This is a genomic window from Thermococcus sp. 5-4, assembly GCF_002197185.1.
In the GTDB taxonomy this organism is placed as follows: domain Archaea; phylum Methanobacteriota_B; class Thermococci; order Thermococcales; family Thermococcaceae; genus Thermococcus; species Thermococcus radiotolerans.
Map to the genome: position 1 here is coordinate 1,802,208 of NZ_CP021848.1, position 22,962 is coordinate 1,825,169.

Sequence of the window (22,962 nt, forward strand, 5' to 3'; positions counted from 1 at the left end):
GTCATGTATACCTTTGGACCAAATGTTATGCCATGTTCATATGATCTCAACTTATGTGTCAAAAAATTCATATTAGTCTCAGCGGCATGGAGGTAATGCCTTATATACCCTCACTGTGATACCCCTACGTCTGCAAAAGAAATCGGGGGTGTATGGGTGATTGAGATAACCTTCCTCGGCAGCGGGGGCGGCAGGTTCATCACGATAACGCAGTTCCGCTCCACCGGGGGCTTTCATATCCGTGCCAGCAGGAACATCTACGTTGACCCGGGGCCTGGTGCACTGGTTCGCTCCTGGCGCTACAAGCTCGACCCCAGGAAGCTCGATGCGATATTCGTCTCCCACCGGCACGTTGACCACTGCAACGACGTTGAAGTTCTGATCGAGGCCATGACGGGTGGCGCACTCAAAAAGCGTGGCATGCTGATAGCCTCGAAGAGCGTCGTCTACGGCGACGATACTCACACTCCCGCGGTCAGCAAGTACCACATGGACGTCCTTGAGAGCATACACATCCCCGAACCGGGGAGCAAGATAGCAATCGGCGAGGAGGAGTTCATAATAACCCCGACCGTTCACTCCGACCCAACCACTATAGGCTTCCGCATGAAGACCCGCTACGGAGATATATCCTACATCCCGGACACGGCCTACTTCGACGGGCTCCTTGAGTGGCATGACGGTTCAAGGCTGATAATCGCCGCCGTAACGAGACCCAGGGACATGGGGATTCCCTATCACCTGAGCACGGACGACGTCGTCATGATGCTCAAGAAGATGGAGGAAAAGCCGGAAACCCTGGTCATGAGCCACATCGGCATGAAGATGCACTTTGCGAACCCCTACAAGGAGGCCAAGTACATCGAGACCGTGACCGGTGTTAAGACGTACGTCGCTAAGGAGGGCTTCAAGGTAATGGTGGAAAAGAACGAGATATCGGTGAGAACTCTGAGGCCGGCGAGGTTCGTTTAGCCCTCTATTTTTTCATTGCCGCCTCGACGCTCTTTTTCACAGTTTCATAGGCCAGCTCGAAGAGCTCGTCGCGTCTCTTCTCGCTCGGCGCCTCTACGACGACGCGTATCTTCGGCTCCGTACCGCTCGGCCTCACGAGGACCCACGAGCCGTCTTTCAGCTGGAAGCGGTAGCCTGAAATCGTGAGAACCTCCTTCACCTCTTTCCCCAGCTTCTCCTCGAGGACCTTGTAGGCCCTCTCCAGGGTGGCCTTCTTGAACTCGTCTGGGCACTTCACGTTCTTCTTTGTGAGGTAGTAGGTCGGTATCTCCTCCCGGATTATCTGGGAGAGCGGCTTTCCGCGCTCGTCTATGAGCTTTATGAGCAGCCCCATGGTCACGAAGCTGTCTATCCACGGCCCGAACTTCGGGTGGACCAGCTTCCACGGCTCCGCCGCGAATATAGCTCCATACTTCTTTATTCCATCGTGGGGCTGGCCGAGGGGAACCCTAACGACCCTCCCTCCAGCGTTCTCAACGACGTGGTCTATCCTTGAGCCCGTGTCTATGGAAACGACCACCGTCCCCCCGCCGTGCTCCTCCACGTAGAGCTTCGCGAAAAGGGCTATGACGGTGTCCTCGTTCACGTACTGGCCCTTCTCATCGAAGACCGCTATCCTGTCGGCGTCCCCGTCCTGGGCGACGACGAGGTCAACGCCGAGCTCCCTCGCTAGTTCGCCGAGGTAGGCTATGTTCTCGTACCTCGGTTCGGGTTTTCTTCCAGGGAAGTGGCCGTCAACGTGGGCGTTCATGCTTATAACTCTCGCCCCCATCTCACGGAGCAGGTATGGCGCTAAAACGCTTCCGGCACCGTTGGCACCGTCGTAGAGAACTTTGAGCTCAGTCTCGTGGTTCACGAAGTCGAGAACGGCCCCAATGTACTCGTCGATTACATCGAGGGCTTTTACGGTCTTTAGCTCATTCCACATAGCCTTTCTGAAGTTTCCGGAGAAAACGAGTTCCTCAAGCTCCCTCTCCTGCTCCACATAGAACTCGGTTCCATCGCCATTGAATACTTTTATCCCGTTGTCGGTGGGCGGGTTGTGGCTCGCCGTAATCATTACTCCCCCATCGCCGTTTTTCCTGGTCGCCCAAGCTAAAGCCGGCGTTGGGATTAAATCAGCATCGAGAACCTCCGTCCCCGTCGAGAGGAGTCCCGAGATGAGGGCGTTCTTGAGCATCACGCTGGATGTCCTTCCGTCCCTCGCAACGACGACGGTTTTTCCCTCGATGTACGTTCCCACGGCCTTTCCGATGTCCATTGCGAGATTCGGGGTGACCTTCTCCCACAGGGTGCCCCTAATTCCAGCGGTACCGAAGAGCCTCATATCACCACCATGACTACTTGGGAGGCGACTTAAATACCTTTAGCCACGTAGATTGCCAGCCCGCGGTAGTTCACCAGCCTCATCCCCCGGGGCATCGTATCGCCCGCCAGGGGCAGGATGTAGAGTGGGAGCTTGAGCTTTTTTCCGAGGTTCAGGAGGGGCCGCACTATCTCCGGCGTGGGTCTGACTGAATAGAGGGCGTTGGCGCTCCTGTAGAGCTCAAGCCTCGGGTTGAAGAGGTCATCGCGAACCGCGTTTATACCCAGTTCCTCGGCCCTCTTAACCGACTCGGGATTCCAGTCTACCGCCAGAACGTCGTATCCAAGCTCCTTTAATCTGAGTACGACCTTGAACTGAAAGCCTATACCCAGCTCCACAATCTTTCCCTTGGGCACTTCTCTCGCGAGAAACTCCGCAAAATCTTCGATAGGCATGAGGGGGAGTATGAGAGGGAATTTAAAAGGGTTGTTGATGCGGGGAGCCTATGACCTTTTCTCTGAAACCTCCCCCTTCAGGACGTGAAGATATCAGACTTCCCCGTTTCCATCCTCGGAACTGGTTTTCTGAAATTAGCAGTGTAATTCCTTTTTCCGCCGTAACTTTCGACGAATTTAAACCCCTGTTTTTCGGCCATTGCGATGACAGTCCGCTGGGGCAGGAAATCGGGGTCTCCAGGCTGCTCAGTGATTGATAGGAGACCGGATGGACGGAGAACTTTATAGATGCTCCGAAGACACGCTTCCGGGTCTGAAACTTCACCCAAGACTGCAACAAGAAAGACAACATCGAATTCGCCCTCGTCAAAGGGGAGATCAACAGCATCTCCTCGGGTAAATCCAACATTATTAAGCCCTGCTGACTCAATTTTGTGATGTGCTTTTTCGAGCATCTCCTGCTGTATATCAAACAATTCCAGATGCCCGTGCGGAATGCGCCGTGCAACCTCAACGCTGAAGTAGCCAGAACCCGGTCCTATTTCAAGCACTCTTGAATCTTCTTTGAGATGGAGGCGATCAGCCAGTCTCTGAGGCGAAAGGATGAGCCTTCTAAAAGGAGAGTCCAAGATAAATGAGAGCTGATATGGACAAACTCCTCTGCCCAAGAAACGCTCTAGAATTCCTTTCTCCGTTGATCTCATTTGGCAGCCTTTTCTGTTCCGGGTCAAGGTTTCCGGTCCAAAAATGAGTGTTACTGTCATTGATAAAATAATGGTCAAAATCAGACTATACAGCCTGCCCCGCTCTGTCAGTGGAATGAGGTTCCCGCTGAAATTGCACATAAAATGGAAGAGGATAGCGGATAATGTGCTGCGGTTGGTGTTGTTGTAAATCCAAGTGAATAGAATTGAAAGAAAGATTGGGCTAAAAATAAATGTCCAGAAATCCAACGTGCCAAATTTTAACACGTCGTGCTGCCATTGTCCTTCCATGAAGAAAAGGGGAAAATGCCACAATGCCCATACCGCGCCAAGGATAAGGCTTGAGAAAAGGGCATTGTATCTCGCCTGCAGCCCATCCAGGGCATAACCGCGCCAGCCCAGCTCTTCCGGTAATGGGCCATAGAGCAGGATAAAAATGGCAAAAGGAAGAATTCTCCAGGGTTCAGACAGCAGATTTCTGGCCGTTTCGAACTCTGGCCACGGGGAGCCTGTGAGGACACTTAACAGAAGGGCAAGAGTGTTCAGCACAGGAAATGTGAGCCAGATAACCAGATGCCATCTTTTACCAATCCGCCTGATATCAAATACCCGCTGCCAGTAATCCCGCCATTCTTCTTTATCGTGAGTGCGGGAGATTAGGATGATTTCCGCGATTGCGGGGCCAAACAATCCGAGGGCACCGAGAATTATTGCCGGGAATGTAAAAACATTCCAGTCTAGCAATATAACCCACATCCAGAAAAACCATGAAATGCTAAGGGCTAGAGCGAAAAACTTCCAGGGATTTGCAGGTTTTGAGGTTTTCACAATGTTTCCGCCCCTCTATTCTGTATTGCTTCACACCGCGAGCTTCCCCTTTTTCATGCATACGGACGATAAATTCTTGGAAAGACTCGAAATAATCATACTCTTGTCGTTGCCTGGTAAATTCATCCAGTATTCATAGTCGTCCCTGTAATAATTCCGATATGGTCTGTCAATGAACAGAGTATTCAAAAAACAGCACGTTTCATATAGACTGTTTGTTTTTACCCCCCATGCAGTGTTCATACAGTACCCTCCAGTATTACATTGCAATGACTTCAAAATCATCCGAAGTTTTGGCAGAAGCCAAAATCCGGACGTGAGTCGGGAACCGCCTGCTTCACAAGCGTTTTATTCCCGTGCTTCCGTGTTCTATGGATTCGTGCCTTAAATATATTGTGTAATGCTCGCAGCCAGGCCAGTGATAATTTAAAATAAAAAATTCAGAACACCGCTTTTCCTGTGTCTTTTTTGAAGATGTGGGCTTTGTTCATGTCGAAGACCACGTCGATCTCGTGTCCTTCCCTGACTTTTGACTCTGACCTGAATGCACCCAAAAACGTCACTTGCCCGACATGCAGGTGCACGATCTTTTCACTGCCCAGGTTCTCGATGATGTCAACCATTGCTCTAGTCATGTTCTCGCCGGGAATCTTGACCTGAGCGAACATTGCATCGTAAATGTCCTCCGGGCGAATTCCAAAGATGACTTCCTTTCCGATCAGGTTTTCTTCCCTCAAAACTTCAACTTGGTCCGGGAGGAGTTTGAGTTTAAACTCTCCGAAGTCTGCAAAACCGTCCTCGGTGATTGTCGCGTCCATAAAGTTCATTGGCGGCGAGCCAATGAATCCCGCCACAAAAGTGTTCGCTGGCTTGTCGTAAACTTCCTCTGGCGTGCCCACCTGTTGGAGGACTCCAGCGTTTATCACTGCTATTCTATCGCCCATCGTCATTGCCTCGACTTGATCGTGGGTGACGTAGATGGTTGTGACCCCGAGTTGCTTCTGAAGTCTCTTTAATTCCGCGCGCATTTTCACCCTGAGTTTGGCGTCCAGGTTGCTGAGCGGCTCGTCCATGAGGAAGACTTGTGGTTTTCTCACGATTGCCCTGCCCAAGGCTACACGCTGCCTCTGGCCGCCGCTTAATTCTCTGGGCTTTCTCTTGAGGAGTTCGGTTAATCCGAGCATTTCGGCAACTTCCCTCACGCGCTGGTCAATCTCCTGCTTGGGGACTTTTCTAAGCTTGAGTGGAAAGGCGATGTTGTCGTAAACCGTCATGTGCGGGTATAGAGCGTAACTCTGGAAGACCATGGCGATGTCTCTATCCTTGGGGGCTATGAAGACTCCTTTCTCCGGGTCTGCTACTAATTTGTCCCCAATGTAGATTTGGCCTTTGGTTGGCTCTTCCAGGCCGGAAATCATTCTCAGCGTCGTTGTTTTTCCGCAGCCGCTTGGGCCGAGGAGAATCATGAATTCCCCATCCTTAACGTGAAGGTTCATATCCTTAACCGCCGTGAAATCACCGAACTGCTTCCACACGCCGATGAGCTTTACTTCCGCCATGCTCTCACCCCTCAAAAGGAAAAAATTGGAGGTCAGCGCCTCCTCCTGAGGAGGAGCGGTATCAGGGCCAGGCCCGCTATGATGCCCGGACCGCAGATTCCTCCGCCCGGTGTGGTCGTGGTTGTTGAGCTCGAGCTAGTGGTCGTTGAAGCCGTGGTGGTCGTTTCGCTGGGAGTGGTTGTCGTCTCGCTTGGGGTTGTCGGGGTCTCCGTCGGCGTCGGCTGCTCGCCACCGGTTCCTTCAACGAGCGGTATCATAAGCACCGTGGCAAGGGTCTTCTTCTCAAGGTCGTAACTGCTGAGCTGCTCCTCCTGCGTTGGCTTGAAGCCCTCCGGCACGAGTTCGTCAACGACCCTCGGTGCGAGGTTGTCTATGACCGCCTGTGGGTCCGCTCCTCCGAGTTTCCACTGCTCGGCCTCAACAGCTACCGGCCTCCACTTGTCCGGACCGTAACCGTCCTGGGAACCAACGATGACCGCGGTGTAGAGTCCGTAGTCGGATATGTTCAGGTACTTCTTCGGAACCTTGACTATTATGGCGTTCTTAACCGGATCGGCTGAAATCTGCATCTCACCCTGGTAAACGGTTCCGTCGGGGAGGACTATCAGGTTTCCGTAGTCCCAGCCCGCTATTCTGAAGGCAACGTCCCATGGATGGTCTGGATCGAGGTTAACGTTGCTTCCCGGTCCGTCGGGGAACATCTTGATGGCGCTTGTGTTGCCGCCCTCCTTGAAGTCGAAGTAGGCCTCGATTATCTGCAAACTGAAGCCGTTCGGTCCGTTCCAGGGGTTGCCTCCAAGGTCCTTGAAGTAGAACTCCAGCGTCCAGTCGTCGCTTCCCTCGACCATCTTGAACTTGAGCAGGTCGAGGTGGCCCGGAACGAAGACCTTATCGGTGGCGTAGGTGTAGGTTCCGGGGCCGTGGTCGTCGCCCTCCGGGTCGTTCACGACTATGCCCTGCTTGAGGAGCGGCAGTGCCTTGACCGTGGCGAGCTTTATCTCGTTGGCGTCGTAGCTGCCCAGCTGCTCCTCCTGGGTCGGTTTGAAGTTGACGGGAGCGAGGAGGTCCAAGACGCGCGGGGCAACGTTGTTGATTACCGCCTGTGGATCGGCACCTCCAACTTTCCACTGCTCGGCCTCAACGGCCACTGGCCTCCACTTGTCCGGGCCGTAACCGTCCTGGCTTCCGGTGAGGATGACCCCCCAGAGACCGTAGTCCTCGTTTATCCCGATGTACTTCTTCGGAACCTTGACTATTATGGCGTTCTTAACCGGATCGGCTGAAATCTGCATCTCGCCCTGGTAAACAGTCCCGTTCGGCAGAACTATGAGGTTGCCGTAGTCCCAGCCCGCTATTCTGAAGGCAACGTCCCATGGATGGTCTGGATCGAGGTTAACGTTGCTTCCCGGTCCGTCGGGGAACATCTTGATGGCAGAACTGTTTCCGCCGTCCTTGAAGTCGAGGTAGACCTCGATTATCTGCAAACTGAAGCCGTTCGGCCCGTTCCAGGGGTTACCTCCGAGGTCCTTGAAGTAGAACTCCATGACATAGCTGTCCGTCTGCTCGAGCATCCTGAAGCGGAGGAGGTCAAAGACACCGGGCTTGAAGACCTTGTCCGTCGGGTAAGTGTAGGTTCCCGGCCCGTGGTCGTCGCCCTCCGGGTCCGTTATGTCTGCTATGACGACTCCTTTAACCTCAGTCGGGAGCTTCAGCTCCACGGGGGTGCTTATCACCTCAAGGTTTCCGTCCTTGACCGTCGAGACCGCGAAGTAGAAGTCAGATGGGGTTTCTATGTAGTCGAAGGGGACGACGACTTCGATTCCCTCACTAGTCTCCTTTACTGTGGCCTCCCCGAGCTTCTCGCTGCTCTCGTAGTCGGTCGCACCGTAGATTTCCGCCTTGCCGTTCCGGTAAACGATGTGTTTGGTTATCATCAGCCCGACGCTGTCCTTAGAGAACGGGAACATTGAATAGTGCAACTCGCTCGGCTTCTCCTGGAGGAGGGTGAAGGTGTTTCCTACCCTCTTGCCCTTCTCCCAGATGCTCACCTCGAACTTGTCCAGGCTGCCCTTAACGACGAAGTGCAGTCCATCACCCTCGAAGTAAACGCTCACACCGCTTGAGGTCGGGGACATGCTGGAGAAGTTCTTTACCTCTCCCTCCTTGAGTCCGACCAGGCCCCTCGTGGTGTAAGGCTCTCCGTCCGGGAAGTAGTTCCCGAAGAGGTAGCTCGGCGGCTCGACTCCGGCTAACTTGTACATCTCGTAGAGGTATGTCTTCAGGTAGCGGTCGAAGGTGTAGTCCTGCCCGCTGTCCTGGTCGCTTCCGTACCACCAGAACCAGTCGCTTGCTTCAGCCCTCAGCAGGTACTCGTAGGCCTTGTTCCAGTCGGCCTGGCTCATCTCCTCCCTGTTCTCCATCAGGGTCTTTCTCGCTAGGTAGAGCCAGTACCAGCCGTAGTTCTCCTGGGGCTCACCTATCCACGTGGAGAGGGTTCCGTCTATCCAGCTGCTCTCGGGCCACTGCATCTCCTCCTTAACCCCGGTCATGTCGTAGAGCTCGCCGAGGCTCTGGGCTTTGAGGAGTGCGTTAACGTTGTCGCCCGTGAGATTCAGCCTCTCCATCATCTGGGGTGTGAGCTTGTTAGCTTTGTCACCGTAGAGCTGGATGTACTCGCTTGGGGTGAGGGTTCTTATGAGGCCCTGCTCCTGGAGTTCGGTCAGCTTCTTGTAGAGCTCGGTGAGGAAGAGCTTGCCGTCGTACGGGTAGTGCTCCCACGGGTTCTCGCCGTCGAGCGTAACCACATAGACGAGACTGCCATCGTAGTTCTGCTTCTGGAGCTTGAGGAGTTCGTTGACGAAGTCCTCAACGGCCTGGTACTGGTTCATTCCGCCGTAGGTGAAACCAACACGGTCGCTGAGCGCGTGGTCACGCGGGAAGAGGTAGATTTTCTTTCCTCCATTGAACTCGGCCACCCAGGGCTTGTAGTAGTTCTCGACGGTTCCCTCTATTCCAAGCTTTCCTAGAACCAGCTGGTCGGTCATGACCCACTCCCAGCCGTTGTCGGCGAGTATTTCGAGGGTCTTGTCGTTGAGGGCCGACTCAGCCGCCCATCCTCCCTTTGGAACCGCGGTTCCGCCGCCGAGGTACTGTTTGTACAGTTCGTCCGCCTTCTTGACCTGGTCGTTGAAGTCGCTCTCCCAGCCGAAGTCGTTGAGTATCGGGCCTATCGGGTGCGCGTAGGGAACTACCGTAACCTCGACGTTGCCGTTTCCGAGGAGGAGGTTTATCTTCTCGTGCTCCTCGAAGGTGTGGTTGAGGAGCCACATCTGGGCGTCGAGAACGGTTTTGACGTCCGCCCTTGTATAACCGCCCTCGTCAACCTTGTCGTAGAGGGCCTTGAGCTCGGGGTGAGTCATTATGTAGTTGTAGTCTATCCAGGCGAGGTTGAAGAGCACAGCGAGGTCTATGTAGTCCTGCTCTGTGAACTCGTTGGTTACCGCCGCCTTCTGCTCCTCTAGAGGAAGGTTGGCGTACTTTGCCTTCGCCTGAAGCATCTTGTTCTTCAGCTCGGTGTAGCGGTTCCAGAAGTCCCTTATCGGGTTGCCGTTGGGGTCGGTTATCGGCTCGCCGTTCCAAGGGATGGTGTGGTCGAAGAACCCTCCCGGTGCCTGGAGCATGAACCACTTCTCGTCAACCGTCAGGGGTTCTCCGTTGGCTATCTTCTCGGTGACTATCTGATAGTTGTCCTTGGCACCGTTCATGTAGTCCGCCAGCTGGGCTATGAGGGAGCCCGATAAATCGATCGTGGCGTGAACGTCCGGATACTTGCTGAGATAGTAGGCCATCTTCCAGTAGTTGTTCGCCGCGTGAAGCCTGACCCACGGCCTCGTGTATATCCCCTGAATCGGGTCGTAGTAGTAGGGCTGGTGCTGGTGCCAGACTATTATGACGTTGAGCGGCTTCGGCTCCGCCGCTCCAACGGTCTTAACGTTCGCTCCAACGATGCTTCCGAGCATCAAAATTGCAATAAAGAGGGCAACCACCCGTCTCATGATATCACCTCATTCCTTCAGGCCTCCGATCGTGAGGCCGCTCCTTATGTAGTTCTGGGCGAGCATGAACATCACGAACACCGGCAGGGCGAATAGCAGCGCAGCCGCTGCGAAGTAGCTCCAGTCTATTCCCCTGCCTATGCCGCCCATGAGCAGGTATATCCACACGGAAAGCGGCTGGTTCTTCTCCGTCAGGAGGAGGCTTGCCAGGATGAACTCAGTCCAGCCGCCTATGAAGGCGAATATTGCAACGGTCGCTATTCCAGGCAGTGCCATCGGAAGGAGCACGTGCCGGATTATCTGAAGGTAACTGGCGCCGTCGACCAGGGCTGCCTCGTCGAAGTCCGGGCTGATTGAGTCGATGTAGCCCTTCAGGAGCCAGGTATTGAAGGGCACGCCGCCCGCGGCGTAGATGAAGGACAGCACCGGCAGCTTGTCGTATAGACCGAGCTTGACGACCATACCGTAGAGTGCTATCAAGCCCGCTATGCCGAGACCCCCTGCGACCTGGGTGAACATCAGGTAGAAGTACAGCACGTGGTCCCTTCCGAAGAACTTCATGCGCGAGAAGGCGTACGCTGCCGGGACGACGAAGATGAGGGTTAGCAGCACCGCCAGGCCGGCTATTATGAGGCTGTTCTTGAGGTAGCCGAAGAACAATGAATTGACGAACATTCCTATGTGGGTGAAGGTAACCTTTCCGGAGTTCCTGACTACGATGTAGTCCCTCCCGGTCGGTCCCTTGAGGAGTATCCCCGAGAAGGACGTCCCATCGAGCTCGCCGCTCGTAAGCTCAAGGTTTCTGACGAGTCCAAAGCCTATGCTCCCGTCGTCGTTGACCTTGGTGAGGACGAACAGTCCCTTAACGTTCCCTTTCAGCTGTCCCTGCACGTTTTCGCCCGCGGAGACCTCGAAGACCGCACTGGACAGCGGTATCTCAAAGGTAAGCCCCGTAAAAGGCCCGTATTTGACCTTCCCTATGAGCTTGCCGTTGATAACGTAGAGCTTCCCGTCCTCTATGTGGGCCGCCCCTTCGATGGTCCCCGTGAAGTTCTCGCTTATCCTGCTGCCCTTGAAGCCGAAGAGCACATCCCTGTAGGAGTCGAGGCTAACGTTCTGGGGTATGAGCCGGAACTCCGTTGTGGCCAGGGTCGAGCCCGGCGTTATCGAGACCACGAAGATGTAGTAGACCGGGAAGAGTATTATGAACATGACGAACACTGCCAGTGCCGTGAGCACGAGGCTCCTCAGAGCCTCACCCTTTCTCATGCCCCTCATCCTTTGGCACCCTCCTGGAGCTTGGTTATCCTAACGTTGACGTACATGTAGACCGCCAGAACGAGGGTCGCTATTATCATGACCGCCGCTGCCCTTCCGTAGTGGGGCGTTGCACCGAAGGCCTTCCTGAAACCGTAGAGCAGTATGAACTTGTCCTCGAAGAGACCGGCGTTGTAGATATAGGGCACCATGAAGTACTGGAAGCTTGCCGCGCTGGTGAGTATCGTCGCGAAGGCTATCGGTTTTCCAACTATGGGCAGAACCACATGCCTTATCCTCTGCCAGTAGCTGGCGCCGTCTATTATCGCCGCCTCGACCAGCGTCTCAGGAACCGACTGGAGGGCGGCGGTTATGACGGTTATCATGAACGGGTACGCCAGCCATACCTCGATGATGTTCAGGGCCAGAAACGCCCAGAGCGGATCGTTAATCCAGTTTGGGAGCGTTTGAACCCCCAGGGATTTGAGCATCTGGTTTATGGGTCCAAAAATGGGGTCAAACATGAACTTCCACACGGTGACGGAGAAGAGCAGGGGCAATGCCCAGGGGATTATCAAAAGCGAGCGGTATATCATCTTACCCTTCACGTACTTGCTGTTGTAGAGCAGGCTGAGGAAGATTCCGGCGAGGACCTTGAAGGTGACGCTCGTCAGCACGAACAGCCACGTCCAGAGGAAGGCGCTCCTGAACTTCTCATCGCTCAGTATCCACCTGAAGTTGTCCAGCCCCACGAAGGTCAGCTTCGGCGCCTGCGGCGCCTGAATCGGGAAGTTTCCGAGCTGGGCGTTGGTGAAGGCGAGGTATATCGAGTATATTATCGGCCACAGGTTGAAGAAAAGGAACGCTGCTATTCCTGGCAGGATTAGAAACAGGGCAATCGTTGTGGTCTTTCTCATCCTCATCCCTCCAAAAAGGTAGGAAAAGGGAAAGGACTTCAGCCTCCGATGTTGTTCAGGATCTCCTGCTGGTACTTCTTGAGTATGGCAGGTATGTCAGCGGTGGCCGGGTCCTGGAGTATCTCGTTGATGGCCCCGTCAACGCCGCCCCAGACGGCGCCCATCTTCGGGCTCTTCGGCATGAGGTAGGCGTGCTGGACGGCCTGTCCGAAGCCGTAGATGACCGGGTCGTTCTGGATGTCCGGGTCGTTGAGCACCGGCGTGAGAACCGGGATGTAGCCGAGCTGGAGCGAGAGCTCCTTGATGACCTCGGGGCTGGTGGTGAACCACTTGACGAACTTCCAGGCGGCCTCCTTGTTCTTGATTCCGGCCGCGAAGTAGATGTCCTTGACTCCACCGTAGGGCCTCGGCCAGTACTCCTTGCCGTCCTTGGTTATGGGCGGGAGCGGGACGACGCCGAAGTTGATTCCCGCGTCCTTGACGCTTCCAATGCTCCACGGGCCGTTGACCATCATTGGAGCGCGGCCCTCGAGGAATATACTCTGCTGGGTGTTGTAGTCAGCGGTCGGGGCCATGTACGGCCAGATGTTCTGGAAGAAGAACTCAAAGCCCTCTATGGTCTCCGGCTGGTCGAGGCCGGGCTGCTCGGTCTTGTCGTCAAAGTAGTAGCCTCCGAAGGCCTGAGCGAAGGCCGAGATGAAGTAGGAGTTTATCGGGTAGGCTATTCCGTACTTCTCGTTGTCCGGGTCGTTGTACTTCTCCATTATGGCCTTCATCTCGTCGAAGGTCTTGGGCGGCTCGCTCACCATGTCCTTGTTGTAGATGATCGCGACGGTCTCGGCCGCGAAGGGCATGGCGTAGAAGTGGCCCTTGTACTGCATGGCCTCCTGGGCCATCGGGGCGAACTCGTTGAGGATGTCATCGGTAACGTAATCGTCAATAGGCTCTAGAAGTCCCGCATCGGCGAACTTTCCAATCCAGTCGTGGGCCCATATGAAGAGGTCCGGTCCCTGGCCGGCGGGAATTGCGGCCTTAAGGGCATCCTCAAGGTTGGGCTTCTGCTCGAAGACTATCTCAACGTCTGGGCACATGGCCATGTACTCCTCGGCCAGGCTCTGGAAGACCTGGAGCTCGTTGGGCTGCATGGCGTGCCATATGACGACCGTTCCGCTGCCGCACTCTGTTTCGGGCGGCGTTGTCGTCGTAGTTGTTGGAGTGGTGGTTGTTTCACTCGGCGTGGTCGTTGTCTCGCTTGGGCTTGAAGTTGTTGTTTCACTGGGACTGCTGGTGGTCGTGCTGCTCGGGCTCTCTCCTCCAGGGGAGATACAGCCGCTGGCCACGACGCTCAAAACCAAAACTCCAACCAAAAGCAGGGCAAATAATCCCTTCTTCATATCTTTATCACCCGCCTAGATTTTGGGTGATATAGTATCATCGGCAGTGATATATATACCTTGCGCTTTCCTGTTCAACCCTGTGGGGCATGAGCACGATGGGGCCTCAATGAAAAGATAGGTTCATTTGGTCAGCACGATGAACGACCATGGCGCCATTTCTATGCGTTTGCTTCCGTTCTTCGCTGGGGTGTACTTTTCAGGGATTTCGATCGCTGTCCTCTCCCCCGAGTAGTTTATTCCCACGAGAACGCTATCGTCGCCGTGAACCCTCTCGTAGAGAAGGAGTCCATCCTTGAAAGATATGGGCCTGAACTCACCCCGCTGGAGGGCCCGGCTCTCCCGCCTGAGCCTGATTAGCTCCTTCGTGGCATTCAGTAGATTGGGGTTCCATTCTCCCTTGTCCCACTTCATCGGTGTCCTTCCGGCGCTCAGGCCCTCACCGCCGCCGTTTAGGCCAATCTCATCGCCGTAGAATACCGAGGGGATGCCCTTGTACGTCATCAGGAATGCCAGCGCGCAGAGGTACTTCCTTTCATCGCCCACTAAATCGATGAAGCGCTCTGTGTCGTGGTTGTCGAGGAAGTTGTACATCGCGTACTCCGCGGGCCCATAATAGGCACTCAGCAGCTCCAGGCCGTTGAGGAACTCTTCCGTGGTGATTTCACCCTCCACGAAGAACCGCAGAATGAGCTCGTAGAGGGGATAGTTCATGGTGCCGTGAAAGACGTCGAAGAGCCAGAGCCTCGCGTCGTCCATGACCTCCCCAACGAGGTATGCCTTTCCCGGCATGGCTTTTCTTATCTCCCTCCAGAGCTCGGGAGGAACGCCGTGGGCGACATCAAGGCGCCAGCCGTCAGCGCCCCTCTCGAGCCAGTGCCGCATAACCTCCTCTACGAACTGCCTCACCTTCGGGTTGTCGTGGTTCAGCCTTGGCATCAGCCAGACGGAGTAGAAGCTCTCGTAGTTCCATTTTAGTCCCTTGAGCTTCCTGTACCTCTCTGGCCAAGGCTCGCTCGATTTCAGAACCTCCAGGAATTCCTCAGAGACAACCGGGAAGCCGGTAACCCTGTAGAAGTCCCGGTACCGGCTCTTTTCTCCGTTTAGAATGACATCCTGGAAGTATGGGTGGAAGAAGCTCGTGTGGTGGAAAACCCCGTCGAGAATCAGCTTGATGTCCCTCTTTTTGAGCTCCTCCACAAGCTCCCTGAAGATCCCCCATCCGCCGAGTTTTCTGTCGACCCTGAAATAGTCCGTAACGTCGTAGCGGTGGTAGGTCATGGACTCGAATATCGGGGTGAGGTAGAGCGCGTTTACGCCGAGGCCCTCGATGTGGTCGAGCCTCTTTATTATCCCGGCTAAATCCCCGCCGTGAAAATCCTCACCCCTGAATGCCCTCCCTCTGGGCGTTCCCGGCAGGCCTCTATCGAACCTGTCGGGCATTATCTGGTAGAATACCCTTCCGAAAACCCACTCAGGGGTCTCGGACTTGTAGGGTTCGGCATTAAACGGGCCGTATTCGATGGTTTTCCCTTCGGATTCTACGAGGAAAGAGTACTCGATTGGTCCCTCACCGGGAAGAACTGCCTCGAAGTACTCGAAGAGGCCATCGTGGGCCTTGGGTCTCATCTCGATTTCCTTGTCTCCGGTTCTTAGAACAACCCTTGAAGCCCTTCCCCTCAGTGCGCGGAAAACCACGTGGGTTCTTCCTGCGAAGGAGTAAAGGTAGGTGACGCTCGGCCCGTGGAAGAACTCCCCCTCCCCGATGATTCTCGCCACGCTGACCTTCCTCTCGAACTTGTACGATAGCCTCTTGTAGGTTTCCCTCTCCGGATTTTCCGGGTCGGGCAGGAACTCCCCGTCCACCGAAAAGCCGTAGTGCCAGATCCCCTCTGGGAGCTTCAGCTCTACGCTCCACCTTTCCCCTTTCTGCCTCATTCGAAAGCTGCCCTCGTTGAAGGCGTTGAAGTTGCCGAGGAGGTAGGCATAGCTTCCCTCCGCGGGTATTGAGAACTCCACCTCGGCGACCCTGCCGAAGCGGTCGTCCGGTTTGAACCCGAAAATTTTATACACCTTCCCCACCCAAGTATCACTACTGATGAATAAACTATTGTGAGTGAAACTTAAAAGTTTGGAGGTCTCGGTATGAAGGAAGAGGAAATCATTGAAAAGCTTCAGAAGCTCGGTCTCACCAAGTACGAGAGCCTGGCGTACATAACCCTTCTCAAGCTCGGCCCGAGCAAGGCCACGGACATAACGAAGGAGAGCGGCATTCCCCACACGAGGGTTTACGACGTCCTGAGCTCCCTTCACAGGAAGGGATTCGTTGACGTCATGCACGGCTCTCCGAGGCTCTACAAGCCGGTCAATCCGGAGGTGGTCCTTGAGAAGATAAAGGAGGACTTCATAGAGGACATCGAGAACCTCAAGGTGGCTTTTCTCGACCTCTACCGCGAGGTTCACGGGGAGGATTTGCCCGAGATTTGGACTATTCAGGGGTTCGACAACACCGTTGAGAGGGCCGAGTACGTCATAAGAACCGCCAAGCACGAGGTTCTCATAAACACGCCCTTCGAGTTCCTCAAGCTCCTCAAGGGCGAAATCCGGGCCAGGAAGGACATAGTGTTCGTAATCATAAGCAACTTCGAGGAGATACCCGACTGGCTGAAGAGGGACAACATAATACTCGCCAGAACCGGCGGCGCTCCCTGGCTCATGGCCAGCTGGATAATCGGCGACATAAACTACGCCCTCTTCTTCGGCGCCCTTCCGAGGGACAAGAGGCGCGAGAAGTTCTACTCCTTCTGGGCGAAGAGCCCCAAGATAATCCAGAACTACATGCACTGGTTCTACACCATCTACTTCGACAACAGTGAGATGGTTAAGCCCATCAACTACGAATTCCTGCCTAAGCCCCTCTCGCTCGTGAACATAAGGACCCTGATAACCCTCCTGAAGTTCGTTGAGCTTCCTAAGAGGGCAGAGATAGTCGGAAGGCTCGTGGACACCAAGGAGCCGGTAACCCTGGACGGGGAGATAATCGCCTACGAATACACGCCGCTGATGGCCAACGTGACGGCCAGAGCCGACGGCAGGGAGTGGAAGATCGGCGGCATAGGCAGCTACTTCGAGGACATCGAGGGGGAGAAGTTCATCCTCCTCGAGTGAAGGTTCCTCCTTTTCAATTCATTGATTCACGGGAGTTGGTGATGCCAATGCGGATTCTTATCCTCGGGTTTGAGTATTTGCCCGTCAAGGTTGGCGGCCTCGCCGAGGCCGTGACGAGCATAGCCGAGGGACTCGTTGAACTGGGAAACGAGGTCGTCGTTTTCACCCTAGACCACGGGAGAAACCTCGGTGAGGTCGCTGGTTCCTTCAGGGTCTCGGCCTTCGGTGAAGATGTTTCTGTAACCGTCAGGAAGAGGGAGCAGAACGGCGTGGTTGTCTACTCCCTCGGCGGTGGGCTTCTCAGTGAGGCCGATGTTTACGGCCCGGGCTGGGGCGGTCTGCTGAGGAAAACCGTTCTCTTTGGAAAGGCGAGCGTTGGACTGATGAACGAGCTTATCGAAACCTTCAAGCCGGACGTGGTTCATGCCCACGACTGGCACACCGTCTTCGCCTTCGGCCTCTTGAAGAAGTACTTCGGTATAAGGGGCGTTTTCACGGTTCACAGGCTCAACAAGGCCAAGATTCCGGGCCACTACTTCCACGACGCGAATCTCGGCGAGCTTGCACCGTACCCGGACATAGACCCCGAGCACACCGCCGGATACATAGCGGACGCCGTAACGACAGTCAGCAGGAGCTATCTGTGGGAGGAATGGGGGTTCTTCAAGCACTTCGAGGGCAAGGTTACGCACGTCTTCAACGGCATAGACTGCTCCTTCTGGAACGAGGAGCTCATGGAGACTAAGAATCTTCCCAGAGATGAAAGGAGGAGGCGCGTCTTAGAGCGCTTCGGCCTGAGCGATGGGAAGGCCTTCATGTTCATAGGGCGCTTTGACAAGGCCCAGAAGGGAGTTGACACCCTTCTAAGGTCTATAGAGGTTCTCTCCGCTGATCCGGCCTTTAGGGAGATGAGGTTCATCATAATTGGCAAGGGCCATCCCGAGCTGGAGGCCTGGGCCAGAGCCGTGCAAAACCGCTTCCCCGAGAACGTCAGGGTAATTACCGAGCTCCTCACCAGGGAGACCGTTAGAGAGCTCTACGGCTCGGTGGACTTTGTGATAATCCCGTCGTACTTCGAGCCCTTCGGTCTGGTGCAGCTTGAGGCCATGTGCCTCGGGGCGATACCCATAGGCAGCTCGGTCGGGGGGATAAAGGACACCATAATAGACATCAACTCCGACCCGGAGAACGCCACAGGACTGCTCGTCCCCCCGAGGGATGCCTTTGCCCTCGCCAGGGCGATGGTGTTCGCCAAGGAGCTGGACGAAGGCACGTTGAGAAAGCTCAGGGAGAACGGTAAGAAGAGGGCGAGGAAAGACTTCACGTGGGAGAACGCCTGCAGGAGATACATGAAGGTTTACGAGGGAGCCGTTGACAAGGCCGTTCCTTTCCTCCGCTAACGCCAGCCGTACTCGGTTAAAAATTTCTTTTTCAGCCTTTTTATCGTTCCGGAAACGCCGAGGGTTCTGAAGATAGCCCTTGAGCCGTTTATATGGGTGACCAGCGTCAGGGCGAAGCGCAGCTCCTCTACATGCTTCCTGTCAACCCTTACAATTCCGGTCTGGCTCTTCTCGTCGAACTTGATGAACCAGGGTTTGGCTTTGGCTGAGCCGAGGGTTCCAAGCGTTGAGAGGCTCGCATCCCATATGGCCCTCTTTATCTCGTCCTTCTTAAACGGCCTCTCCCCGATGACCTGAAAGGCTATGTAGCGGTTCTTGTCCCTCAGGGTGGGCGGCAGGTACTTCGGTTTCTCCCTCATAGGCATCTGCACAACTTTGCCCGCCAACCTTTTTAAGCTCTCCCCCGCGTTTAGGGTTAGCGAGGTGAGTCGATGGTCTGGGAGACGCCTTACTTTTCATACGCTGTGAGAGAGCTCCCCAAGGGCTGCCAGCTCTGCGTTAGGGGTGAGAAGCTCGTCCTCTTCACGACCGGGGTCTGCCCGAGGGACTGCTTCTACTGTCCGCTGAGCGAGCACAGGATGGGCGATGTGATTTACGCCAACGAGAGACCCGTCAAAAGCCTGGACGACGTGATCGAGGAGGCCCTTTTGATGGAGGCCAAGGGGGCAGGCGTTACGGGCGGAGACCCTCTGGCGAGGCTCGACAGGACGGCTGAGTATATCCGCGCGCTCAAGGAGGCCTTCGGCGAGGACTTCCACGTTCACATATATACGACGGGAGCCTTGGCGACCAAGAAGAACCTGGAAAAGCTCTACGATGCCGGCCTGGACGAGATACGCTTCCACCCGGACATATTCAACCCTAACTCGAAGCTCTTCAAAGTTGAAATCGAGAACATAAGGAACGCCTTCGACTTCGACTGGGACGTCGGCGGTGAGATTCCCTCGATTCCGGGGCAGTTCGAGAGGATGAGGTGGTACGCTGAGTTCCTCGATAATCTCGGAGCGAAGTTCCTCAACGTGAACGAGCTTGAGTTCAGCGAGACGAACCTGAGGGCGATTCTCAACCGGGGCTACAGGCCGATAAGCGACGAAAGTGCCGCCATAAAGGGCTCCCTTGAGCTGGGTCTGAAGCTCCTCGAATGGGGTGAGGAGAACACCTCGCTGAGCTACCACCTGTGCACGGCTAGGCTGAAGGACGCCGTCCAGCTCAAAAACAGGCTGAGGAGGATGGCCAAAAACGTGGCCAGGCCCTACATGGAGATAACCGAGGACGGGACGCTCCGGTTCGGTATTGCCGAATACGACGACCTCGACGAGCTGTATGAACTCCTCGTGGAAGAGGCGGAGGTTCCACCGGAGTGGCTGTACGTCAACAGGGCGAAGGGCAGGATAGAGATGCCGGAAGAGGTTGCTGTCGAGCTGGCTGAGGCAATAGAGGGCGACGTGAGGTTCTTCATCGTCGAGGAGTACCCGACCTTCGACAGGCTTGAGGTCGAGAGGGTTCCGTTGCCTTGAATTCCCGCTCTTATTTTACTCTCCTTAGTTGCTGGTTCTGGGGGCGTAAGTAACTTACGGGGGCGTAAGTTCGGGCACTAAGTGAGGTCCTGAGGTCTATTGAGGTAATACAGAAGAGGGAAATGAGAGGGCTTCAGCCCTCGACCCTCTCAATCCCTATCTTCGCCTGAACCTCTGGCCACTCGACGACGTAGCCCTTGGCCTCGCCGAAGATTACCTCGGTTGCCCTCGTCTCCCTCTCCACGTAGTCGAGGTTCTCCTCGAGCAGTTCGCGGTTCTCGTCGGTGGTCTCTATGGTGACGACTATCCTGTCGTTGACGTCGAGGTCGAGCCTCTTTCTCATCTCCTGTATCCTCCTGACGAACTCCCTGGCGAGGCCTTCCGCGAGGAGCTCCCTCGTGAGGGTCTTGTCCACGAAGACCCTTCCGCCCTCGAAGTCCTCGGCAACGAAGAAGTCCGGCAGCTTCTCCTCTATGCTCAGGTGCTCCCTCGTGAGGTGGAAGGTCTTTCCTTCGAGCTCGACGTCCATCTCGCCCTTCTCGTAGAGTTTTCTTCCGTGCTCGTTTATCCAGGCTATCACGAGCTTGGCGTCGCCCTTGAACTCCGGCCCGACCTTGGCGAAGTTGGGCTTTACCACGAGCTCGCGCTCGACCCTGCCGACAACCACTTCCTTGGCGTTGAGCTGGTCGCGCAGGATTCTGTTGAGCCTCTCGACGGCCTTCTTAACAGTCTCGTCCTCGGTTTCCACTATTATCCTCCTGACCGGGTAGCGGAGCTTTATCTTGGCCCTCTGTCTGGCGCTTGAGCCGGCCTCGACTATCCTCCTAACGTACTCCATCTCCCTCTCAAGCTCCTCGTCCCTTGCCCCCTCGTCGACCTCCGGCCAGTCGAGCATGTGGACGCTCTCCACTCCGATGAACGGCCTGAGCATGTTCTGGTATATCTCCTCCGCTATGTACGGGGTAAACGGTGCCATGAGCCTCAGCAGAACGTCGAAGACCTTCCAGACGGTGTAGTAGGCTGCCAGCTTGTCCGGGTCGTCGCCCTCGACCCACATGCGCTTCCTGATGAGCCTTACATACCAGCGGCTCAGGTCCTCAACGACGAAGTGGTATATCGCCCTGGTGGCCCTCGTGAGCCTGAAGGTCTCTATGCCCTCGGTGACGTCTCCCACGAGGCTGTTGACCCTGCTGAGTATCCACTTGTCCTCCTCGCGGAACGGAAGCTCCTCCGGTTTGAGCTTCGTCGGGTCGAAGTTATCCAGGCTCATGTAGGTGGCGCTGAGAACGTAGACGTTCCAGAGTATGTTGAGCATCCTCTTGACCTGCTCAAGGCCCTTCCAGCTGAAGCGCAGGTTCTCCCACGGGTTGGTGGCCCAGAGCATGTAGAACCTGAAGGGGTCCCTTCCCTCCTTCTGGACGACCTCCTCCGGCCTTATTATGTTGCCGAGGCTCTTGCTCATCTTGTCGCCCTTTTCATCCAGGACGTAGCCGTGCATTGCCACGTGCCTGTATGGGACCGTGTCGAAGGCTATAACCGAGGCAGCCTGCTGGGAGTAGAACCACTTCGTAACCTGGTCCTCACCCTCGACTATGAAGTCCGCCGGCCAGAGCTTCTTGAAGTTCTCCTCCGTCCTCGGGTAGTCGAGGGAGGCCCAGCTCGCTATTCCGCTGTCGAACCAGACGTCAACGACGTCCTTGACGCGCCTCATCTCCTTGCCGTCCACCTTTATGATAAAGGCATCGACGTAGGGCCTGTGCAGGTCCTCCGGCCCGAGCTTCTCCTCTATGACCTTGAGCTTCTCTTCGTAGTTCTCCGGAAGCTCTATCCTCTCGCCGTTCACCTCTATCGCAACGCTGAGCTCCACAAGCTCCTTGAAGCTTCCGACGACGTGTATCTCGCCGTCCTCGGCCTGCCATATCGGGAGGGGTATTCCCCAGTAGCGCTGCCTGCTTATGACCCAGTCGCCAGAGTTCATGACGCCGTTGTCGTAGCGCACCTTGACCCAGTCTGGGTACCAGGTAACCTTCTCGTCGTTCTCCTTGATGATACGGTCCTTCACCTTGCTGACCTTGAGGAACCACTGGTCTGTGGCGCGGAATATGAGCGGAGTCTTACAGCGCCAGCAGTGCGGGTACTTGTGCTCTATCGTTCCGGCCTTCACGAGGTAGCCCTTGGCCTTGAGGTGCTCTATTATCTCCGGATCGGCGTCCTTGACGTAGGTTCCCTTCCAGCGACCCTCGGTGTAGCGTCCCTCGTCGTCGACCGGGCTGTAGATTGGCAGGCCGTACTGTCTTCCTATCTCGAAGTCCTCCTCACCGTGACCTGGGGCGGTGTGAACCAAACCGGTACCCTCTCCGAGGGTCACGTGCTCGCCAAGTATAACCCTGTGAGCCCACTCGTACTTCTCGCGGAACTCCTTCTGGGCCGGGTACTCGTCCATGAGGACGTGGACGTAACGGAGCCCCTCAAGCTCCTCGCCCTTGAACTCCTCAACTATCTCGCCTTTAACGCCGACTTCGCTCAAAACCCTCTCAACGAGGGCCTTCGCTATTATCCAGTACTCCTCTCCGTTCTCGGTCTCGACCCTGACCTTGGCGTAGTCGTAGTCCGCGTGAACGGTGACGGCAAGGTTGGCCGGGAGGGTCCACGGTGTCGTCGTCCAGATGAGGAGGTACTCGTTCTCCTTGCCCTCGACCGGGAACTTGACGTATATGCTCGGGTCCTCCCTTATCTTGTACTCGCCGCGGACCTCGTGCTCTGCTAGGGCCGTCTCACAGCGCGGGCACCAGTGGAGGACGCGCTTGTCTTTCTCAAGCAGACCCTTCTCGTGGGCCCTCTTGAGCGTGAACCAGCCTGATTCGATGTACTCGTTCTTTATGGTCATGTAGGGGTTGTCCCAGTCCATCCAGACGCCGAGCATCTTGAACTGCTCCGTCATGACCTTGAGGTTGTTGAGCGCAAACTCCTTGCACTTCCTTATGAACTCGTCAACGCCTATCTCGGTCTCTATGTCCTTCTTTATCTTGAGCCCGAGCGCCTGCTCGACCTTGACTTCTATCGGAAGGCCGTGCATGTCGAAGCCCGGCTGTCTGCGGACGTTGTAGCCCTGCATCGTCCTGAACCTTATCACCATGTCTTTGATTATCTTGTTCCAGGCCGTTCCGAGGTGTATTGCACCGCTGACGTACGGGGGCCCGTCGAGGAAGTAGTACTTCGGGCCGTTCTGGCGCGCGGTCTTCACTTTCTCATAGGTGTTGTTTTCCTCCCAAAAGCGCTCGACCTTTTCCTCAAGCTTCCCTGGGTTATACTCCCTAAACTCCGGTTCCTTTATCATGTCAAAACCCTCCAGAAATGATCTTTAGGATGGACTACCCTAGAACAGGGGGAC

15 protein-coding genes are annotated in these 22,962 nt (G+C 55.5%); 4 read left to right on the forward strand and 11 right to left on the reverse strand.

Annotated features, from left to right (window positions below):
• Positions 1 to 156 precede the first annotated feature (156 nt).
• Positions 157 to 972 carry an MBL fold metallo-hydrolase gene (locus CDI07_RS09875; protein WP_088181468.1) on the forward strand — a complete coding sequence of 272 codons (816 nt, stop codon included), beginning with the start codon at positions 157 to 159 and terminating at the stop codon, positions 970 to 972.
• Between the two features lie 4 nt (positions 973 to 976).
• Here the strand turns inward: CDI07_RS09875 and glmM are convergent, their stop codons facing one another.
• The 9 genes from glmM to CDI07_RS09920 all read right to left on the reverse strand — a co-directional run bounded on the left by glmM (position 977) and on the right by CDI07_RS09920 (position 15,559).
• Positions 977 to 2,338, reverse strand: a complete 1,362-nt coding sequence (gene glmM / locus CDI07_RS09880; RefSeq protein WP_088181469.1) for a phosphoglucosamine mutase — start codon at positions 2,336 to 2,338, stop codon at positions 977 to 979.
• A 29-nt stretch (positions 2,339 to 2,367) separates the two neighbouring features.
• Positions 2,368 to 2,772 (reverse strand): UPF0146 family protein, encoded by a 405-nt coding sequence (locus CDI07_RS09885; RefSeq protein WP_088181470.1) that lies wholly within the window; start codon positions 2,770 to 2,772, stop codon positions 2,368 to 2,370.
• A gap of 77 nt (positions 2,773 to 2,849) precedes the next feature.
• On the reverse strand, positions 2,850 to 4,304 hold the full coding sequence (locus CDI07_RS09890; protein WP_145954996.1) for a methyltransferase domain-containing protein: 1,455 nt from the start codon (positions 4,302 to 4,304) through the stop codon (positions 2,850 to 2,852).
• Positions 4,305 to 4,744: 440 nt separating this feature from the next.
• The gene (locus CDI07_RS09895) at positions 4,745 to 5,863 is read right to left on the reverse strand and encodes an ABC transporter ATP-binding protein (protein ID WP_088181472.1); all 1,119 of its coding nucleotides are present in this window, start codon (positions 5,861 to 5,863) and stop codon (positions 4,745 to 4,747) included.
• 32 nt (positions 5,864 to 5,895) lie between these two features.
• Positions 5,896 to 9,918 (reverse strand): glucodextranase DOMON-like domain-containing protein, encoded by a 4,023-nt coding sequence (locus CDI07_RS09900; protein WP_088181473.1) that lies wholly within the window; start codon positions 9,916 to 9,918, stop codon positions 5,896 to 5,898.
• 9 nt (positions 9,919 to 9,927) lie between these two features.
• Complete coding sequence (locus tag CDI07_RS09905; RefSeq protein ID WP_088181474.1) at positions 9,928 to 11,196, reverse strand: ABC transporter permease subunit; 1,269 nt, start codon at positions 11,194 to 11,196, stop codon at positions 9,928 to 9,930.
• Complete coding sequence (locus CDI07_RS09910; RefSeq protein ID WP_088181475.1) at positions 11,193 to 12,092, reverse strand: carbohydrate ABC transporter permease; 900 nt, start codon at positions 12,090 to 12,092, stop codon at positions 11,193 to 11,195. Before CDI07_RS09910 ends, CDI07_RS09905 begins: the two co-directional genes overlap by 4 nt.
• A 38-nt stretch (positions 12,093 to 12,130) precedes the next feature.
• The gene (locus CDI07_RS09915) at positions 12,131 to 13,486 is read right to left on the reverse strand and encodes an extracellular solute-binding protein (protein ID WP_088181476.1); all 1,356 of its coding nucleotides are present in this window, start codon (positions 13,484 to 13,486) and stop codon (positions 12,131 to 12,133) included.
• 123 nt (positions 13,487 to 13,609) lie between these two features.
• Positions 13,610 to 15,559, reverse strand: a complete 1,950-nt coding sequence (locus CDI07_RS09920; protein ID WP_088181477.1) for an alpha amylase N-terminal ig-like domain-containing protein — start codon at positions 15,557 to 15,559, stop codon at positions 13,610 to 13,612.
• 72 nt (positions 15,560 to 15,631) lie between these two features.
• Between CDI07_RS09920 and trmBL1 the strand changes: the two genes are divergently transcribed.
• Positions 15,632 to 16,654, forward strand: a complete 1,023-nt coding sequence (gene trmBL1 / locus CDI07_RS09925; protein WP_088181478.1) for an HTH-type sugar sensing transcriptional regulator TrmBL1 — start codon at positions 15,632 to 15,634, stop codon at positions 16,652 to 16,654.
• A gap of 47 nt (positions 16,655 to 16,701) precedes the next feature.
• Complete coding sequence (locus CDI07_RS09930; RefSeq protein ID WP_088181479.1) at positions 16,702 to 18,054, forward strand: glycogen synthase; 1,353 nt, start codon at positions 16,702 to 16,704, stop codon at positions 18,052 to 18,054.
• Here CDI07_RS09930 and CDI07_RS09935 read toward each other — a convergent pair.
• Positions 18,051 to 18,413, reverse strand: a complete 363-nt coding sequence (locus CDI07_RS09935; RefSeq protein WP_088181480.1) for a ribonuclease P protein component 2 — start codon at positions 18,411 to 18,413, stop codon at positions 18,051 to 18,053. The two genes, CDI07_RS09930 and CDI07_RS09935, sit on opposite strands and share 4 nt — an antisense overlap.
• 72 nt (positions 18,414 to 18,485) lie before the next feature.
• Here CDI07_RS09935 and CDI07_RS09940 point away from each other — a divergent pair, with 72 nt between their 5' ends.
• A complete protein-coding gene (locus tag CDI07_RS09940; protein ID WP_088181481.1) occupies positions 18,486 to 19,571 on the forward strand; it encodes a radical SAM protein in 1,086 nt (361 codons plus the stop codon).
• Between the two features lie 133 nt (positions 19,572 to 19,704).
• On the opposite strand, the gene ileS is transcribed toward CDI07_RS09940, so the two are convergent.
• Entirely contained in the window at positions 19,705 to 22,908 is a 3,204-nt protein-coding gene (gene ileS, locus CDI07_RS09945) for an isoleucine--tRNA ligase (protein ID WP_088181482.1), read from the reverse strand.
• Positions 22,909 to 22,962: the final 54 nt, after the last annotated feature.

Excerpts from the sequence above, each read along its gene's own strand:
- CDI07_RS09935 (WP_088181480.1), bottom strand. The coding sequence starts at position 18,413 with ATGAGGGAGAAACCGAAGTACCTGCCGCCCACCCTGAGGGACAAGAAC.
- CDI07_RS09930 (WP_088181479.1), top strand. The coding sequence starts at position 16,702 with ATGCGGATTCTTATCCTCGGGTTTGAGTATTTGCCCGTCAAGGTTGGC.
- trmBL1 (WP_088181478.1), top strand. The coding sequence starts at position 15,632 with ATGAAGGAAGAGGAAATCATTGAAAAGCTTCAGAAGCTCGGTCTCACC.
- CDI07_RS09885 (WP_088181470.1), bottom strand. The coding sequence starts at position 2,772 with ATGCCTATCGAAGATTTTGCGGAGTTTCTCGCGAGAGAAGTGCCCAAG.
- CDI07_RS09940 (WP_088181481.1), top strand. The coding sequence starts at position 18,486 with ATGGTCTGGGAGACGCCTTACTTTTCATACGCTGTGAGAGAGCTCCCC.
- CDI07_RS09900 (WP_088181473.1), bottom strand. The coding sequence starts at position 9,918 with ATGAGACGGGTGGTTGCCCTCTTTATTGCAATTTTGATGCTCGGAAGC.
- CDI07_RS09910 (WP_088181475.1), bottom strand. The coding sequence starts at position 12,092 with ATGAGAAAGACCACAACGATTGCCCTGTTTCTAATCCTGCCAGGAATA.
- CDI07_RS09915 (WP_088181476.1), bottom strand. The coding sequence starts at position 13,486 with ATGAAGAAGGGATTATTTGCCCTGCTTTTGGTTGGAGTTTTGGTTTTG.
- CDI07_RS09895 (WP_088181472.1), bottom strand. The coding sequence starts at position 5,863 with ATGGCGGAAGTAAAGCTCATCGGCGTGTGGAAGCAGTTCGGTGATTTC.
- glmM (WP_088181469.1), bottom strand. The coding sequence starts at position 2,338 with ATGAGGCTCTTCGGTACCGCTGGAATTAGGGGCACCCTGTGGGAGAAG.
- ileS (WP_088181482.1), bottom strand. The coding sequence starts at position 22,908 with ATGATAAAGGAACCGGAGTTTAGGGAGTATAACCCAGGGAAGCTTGAG.
- CDI07_RS09905 (WP_088181474.1), bottom strand. The coding sequence starts at position 11,196 with ATGAGGGGCATGAGAAAGGGTGAGGCTCTGAGGAGCCTCGTGCTCACG.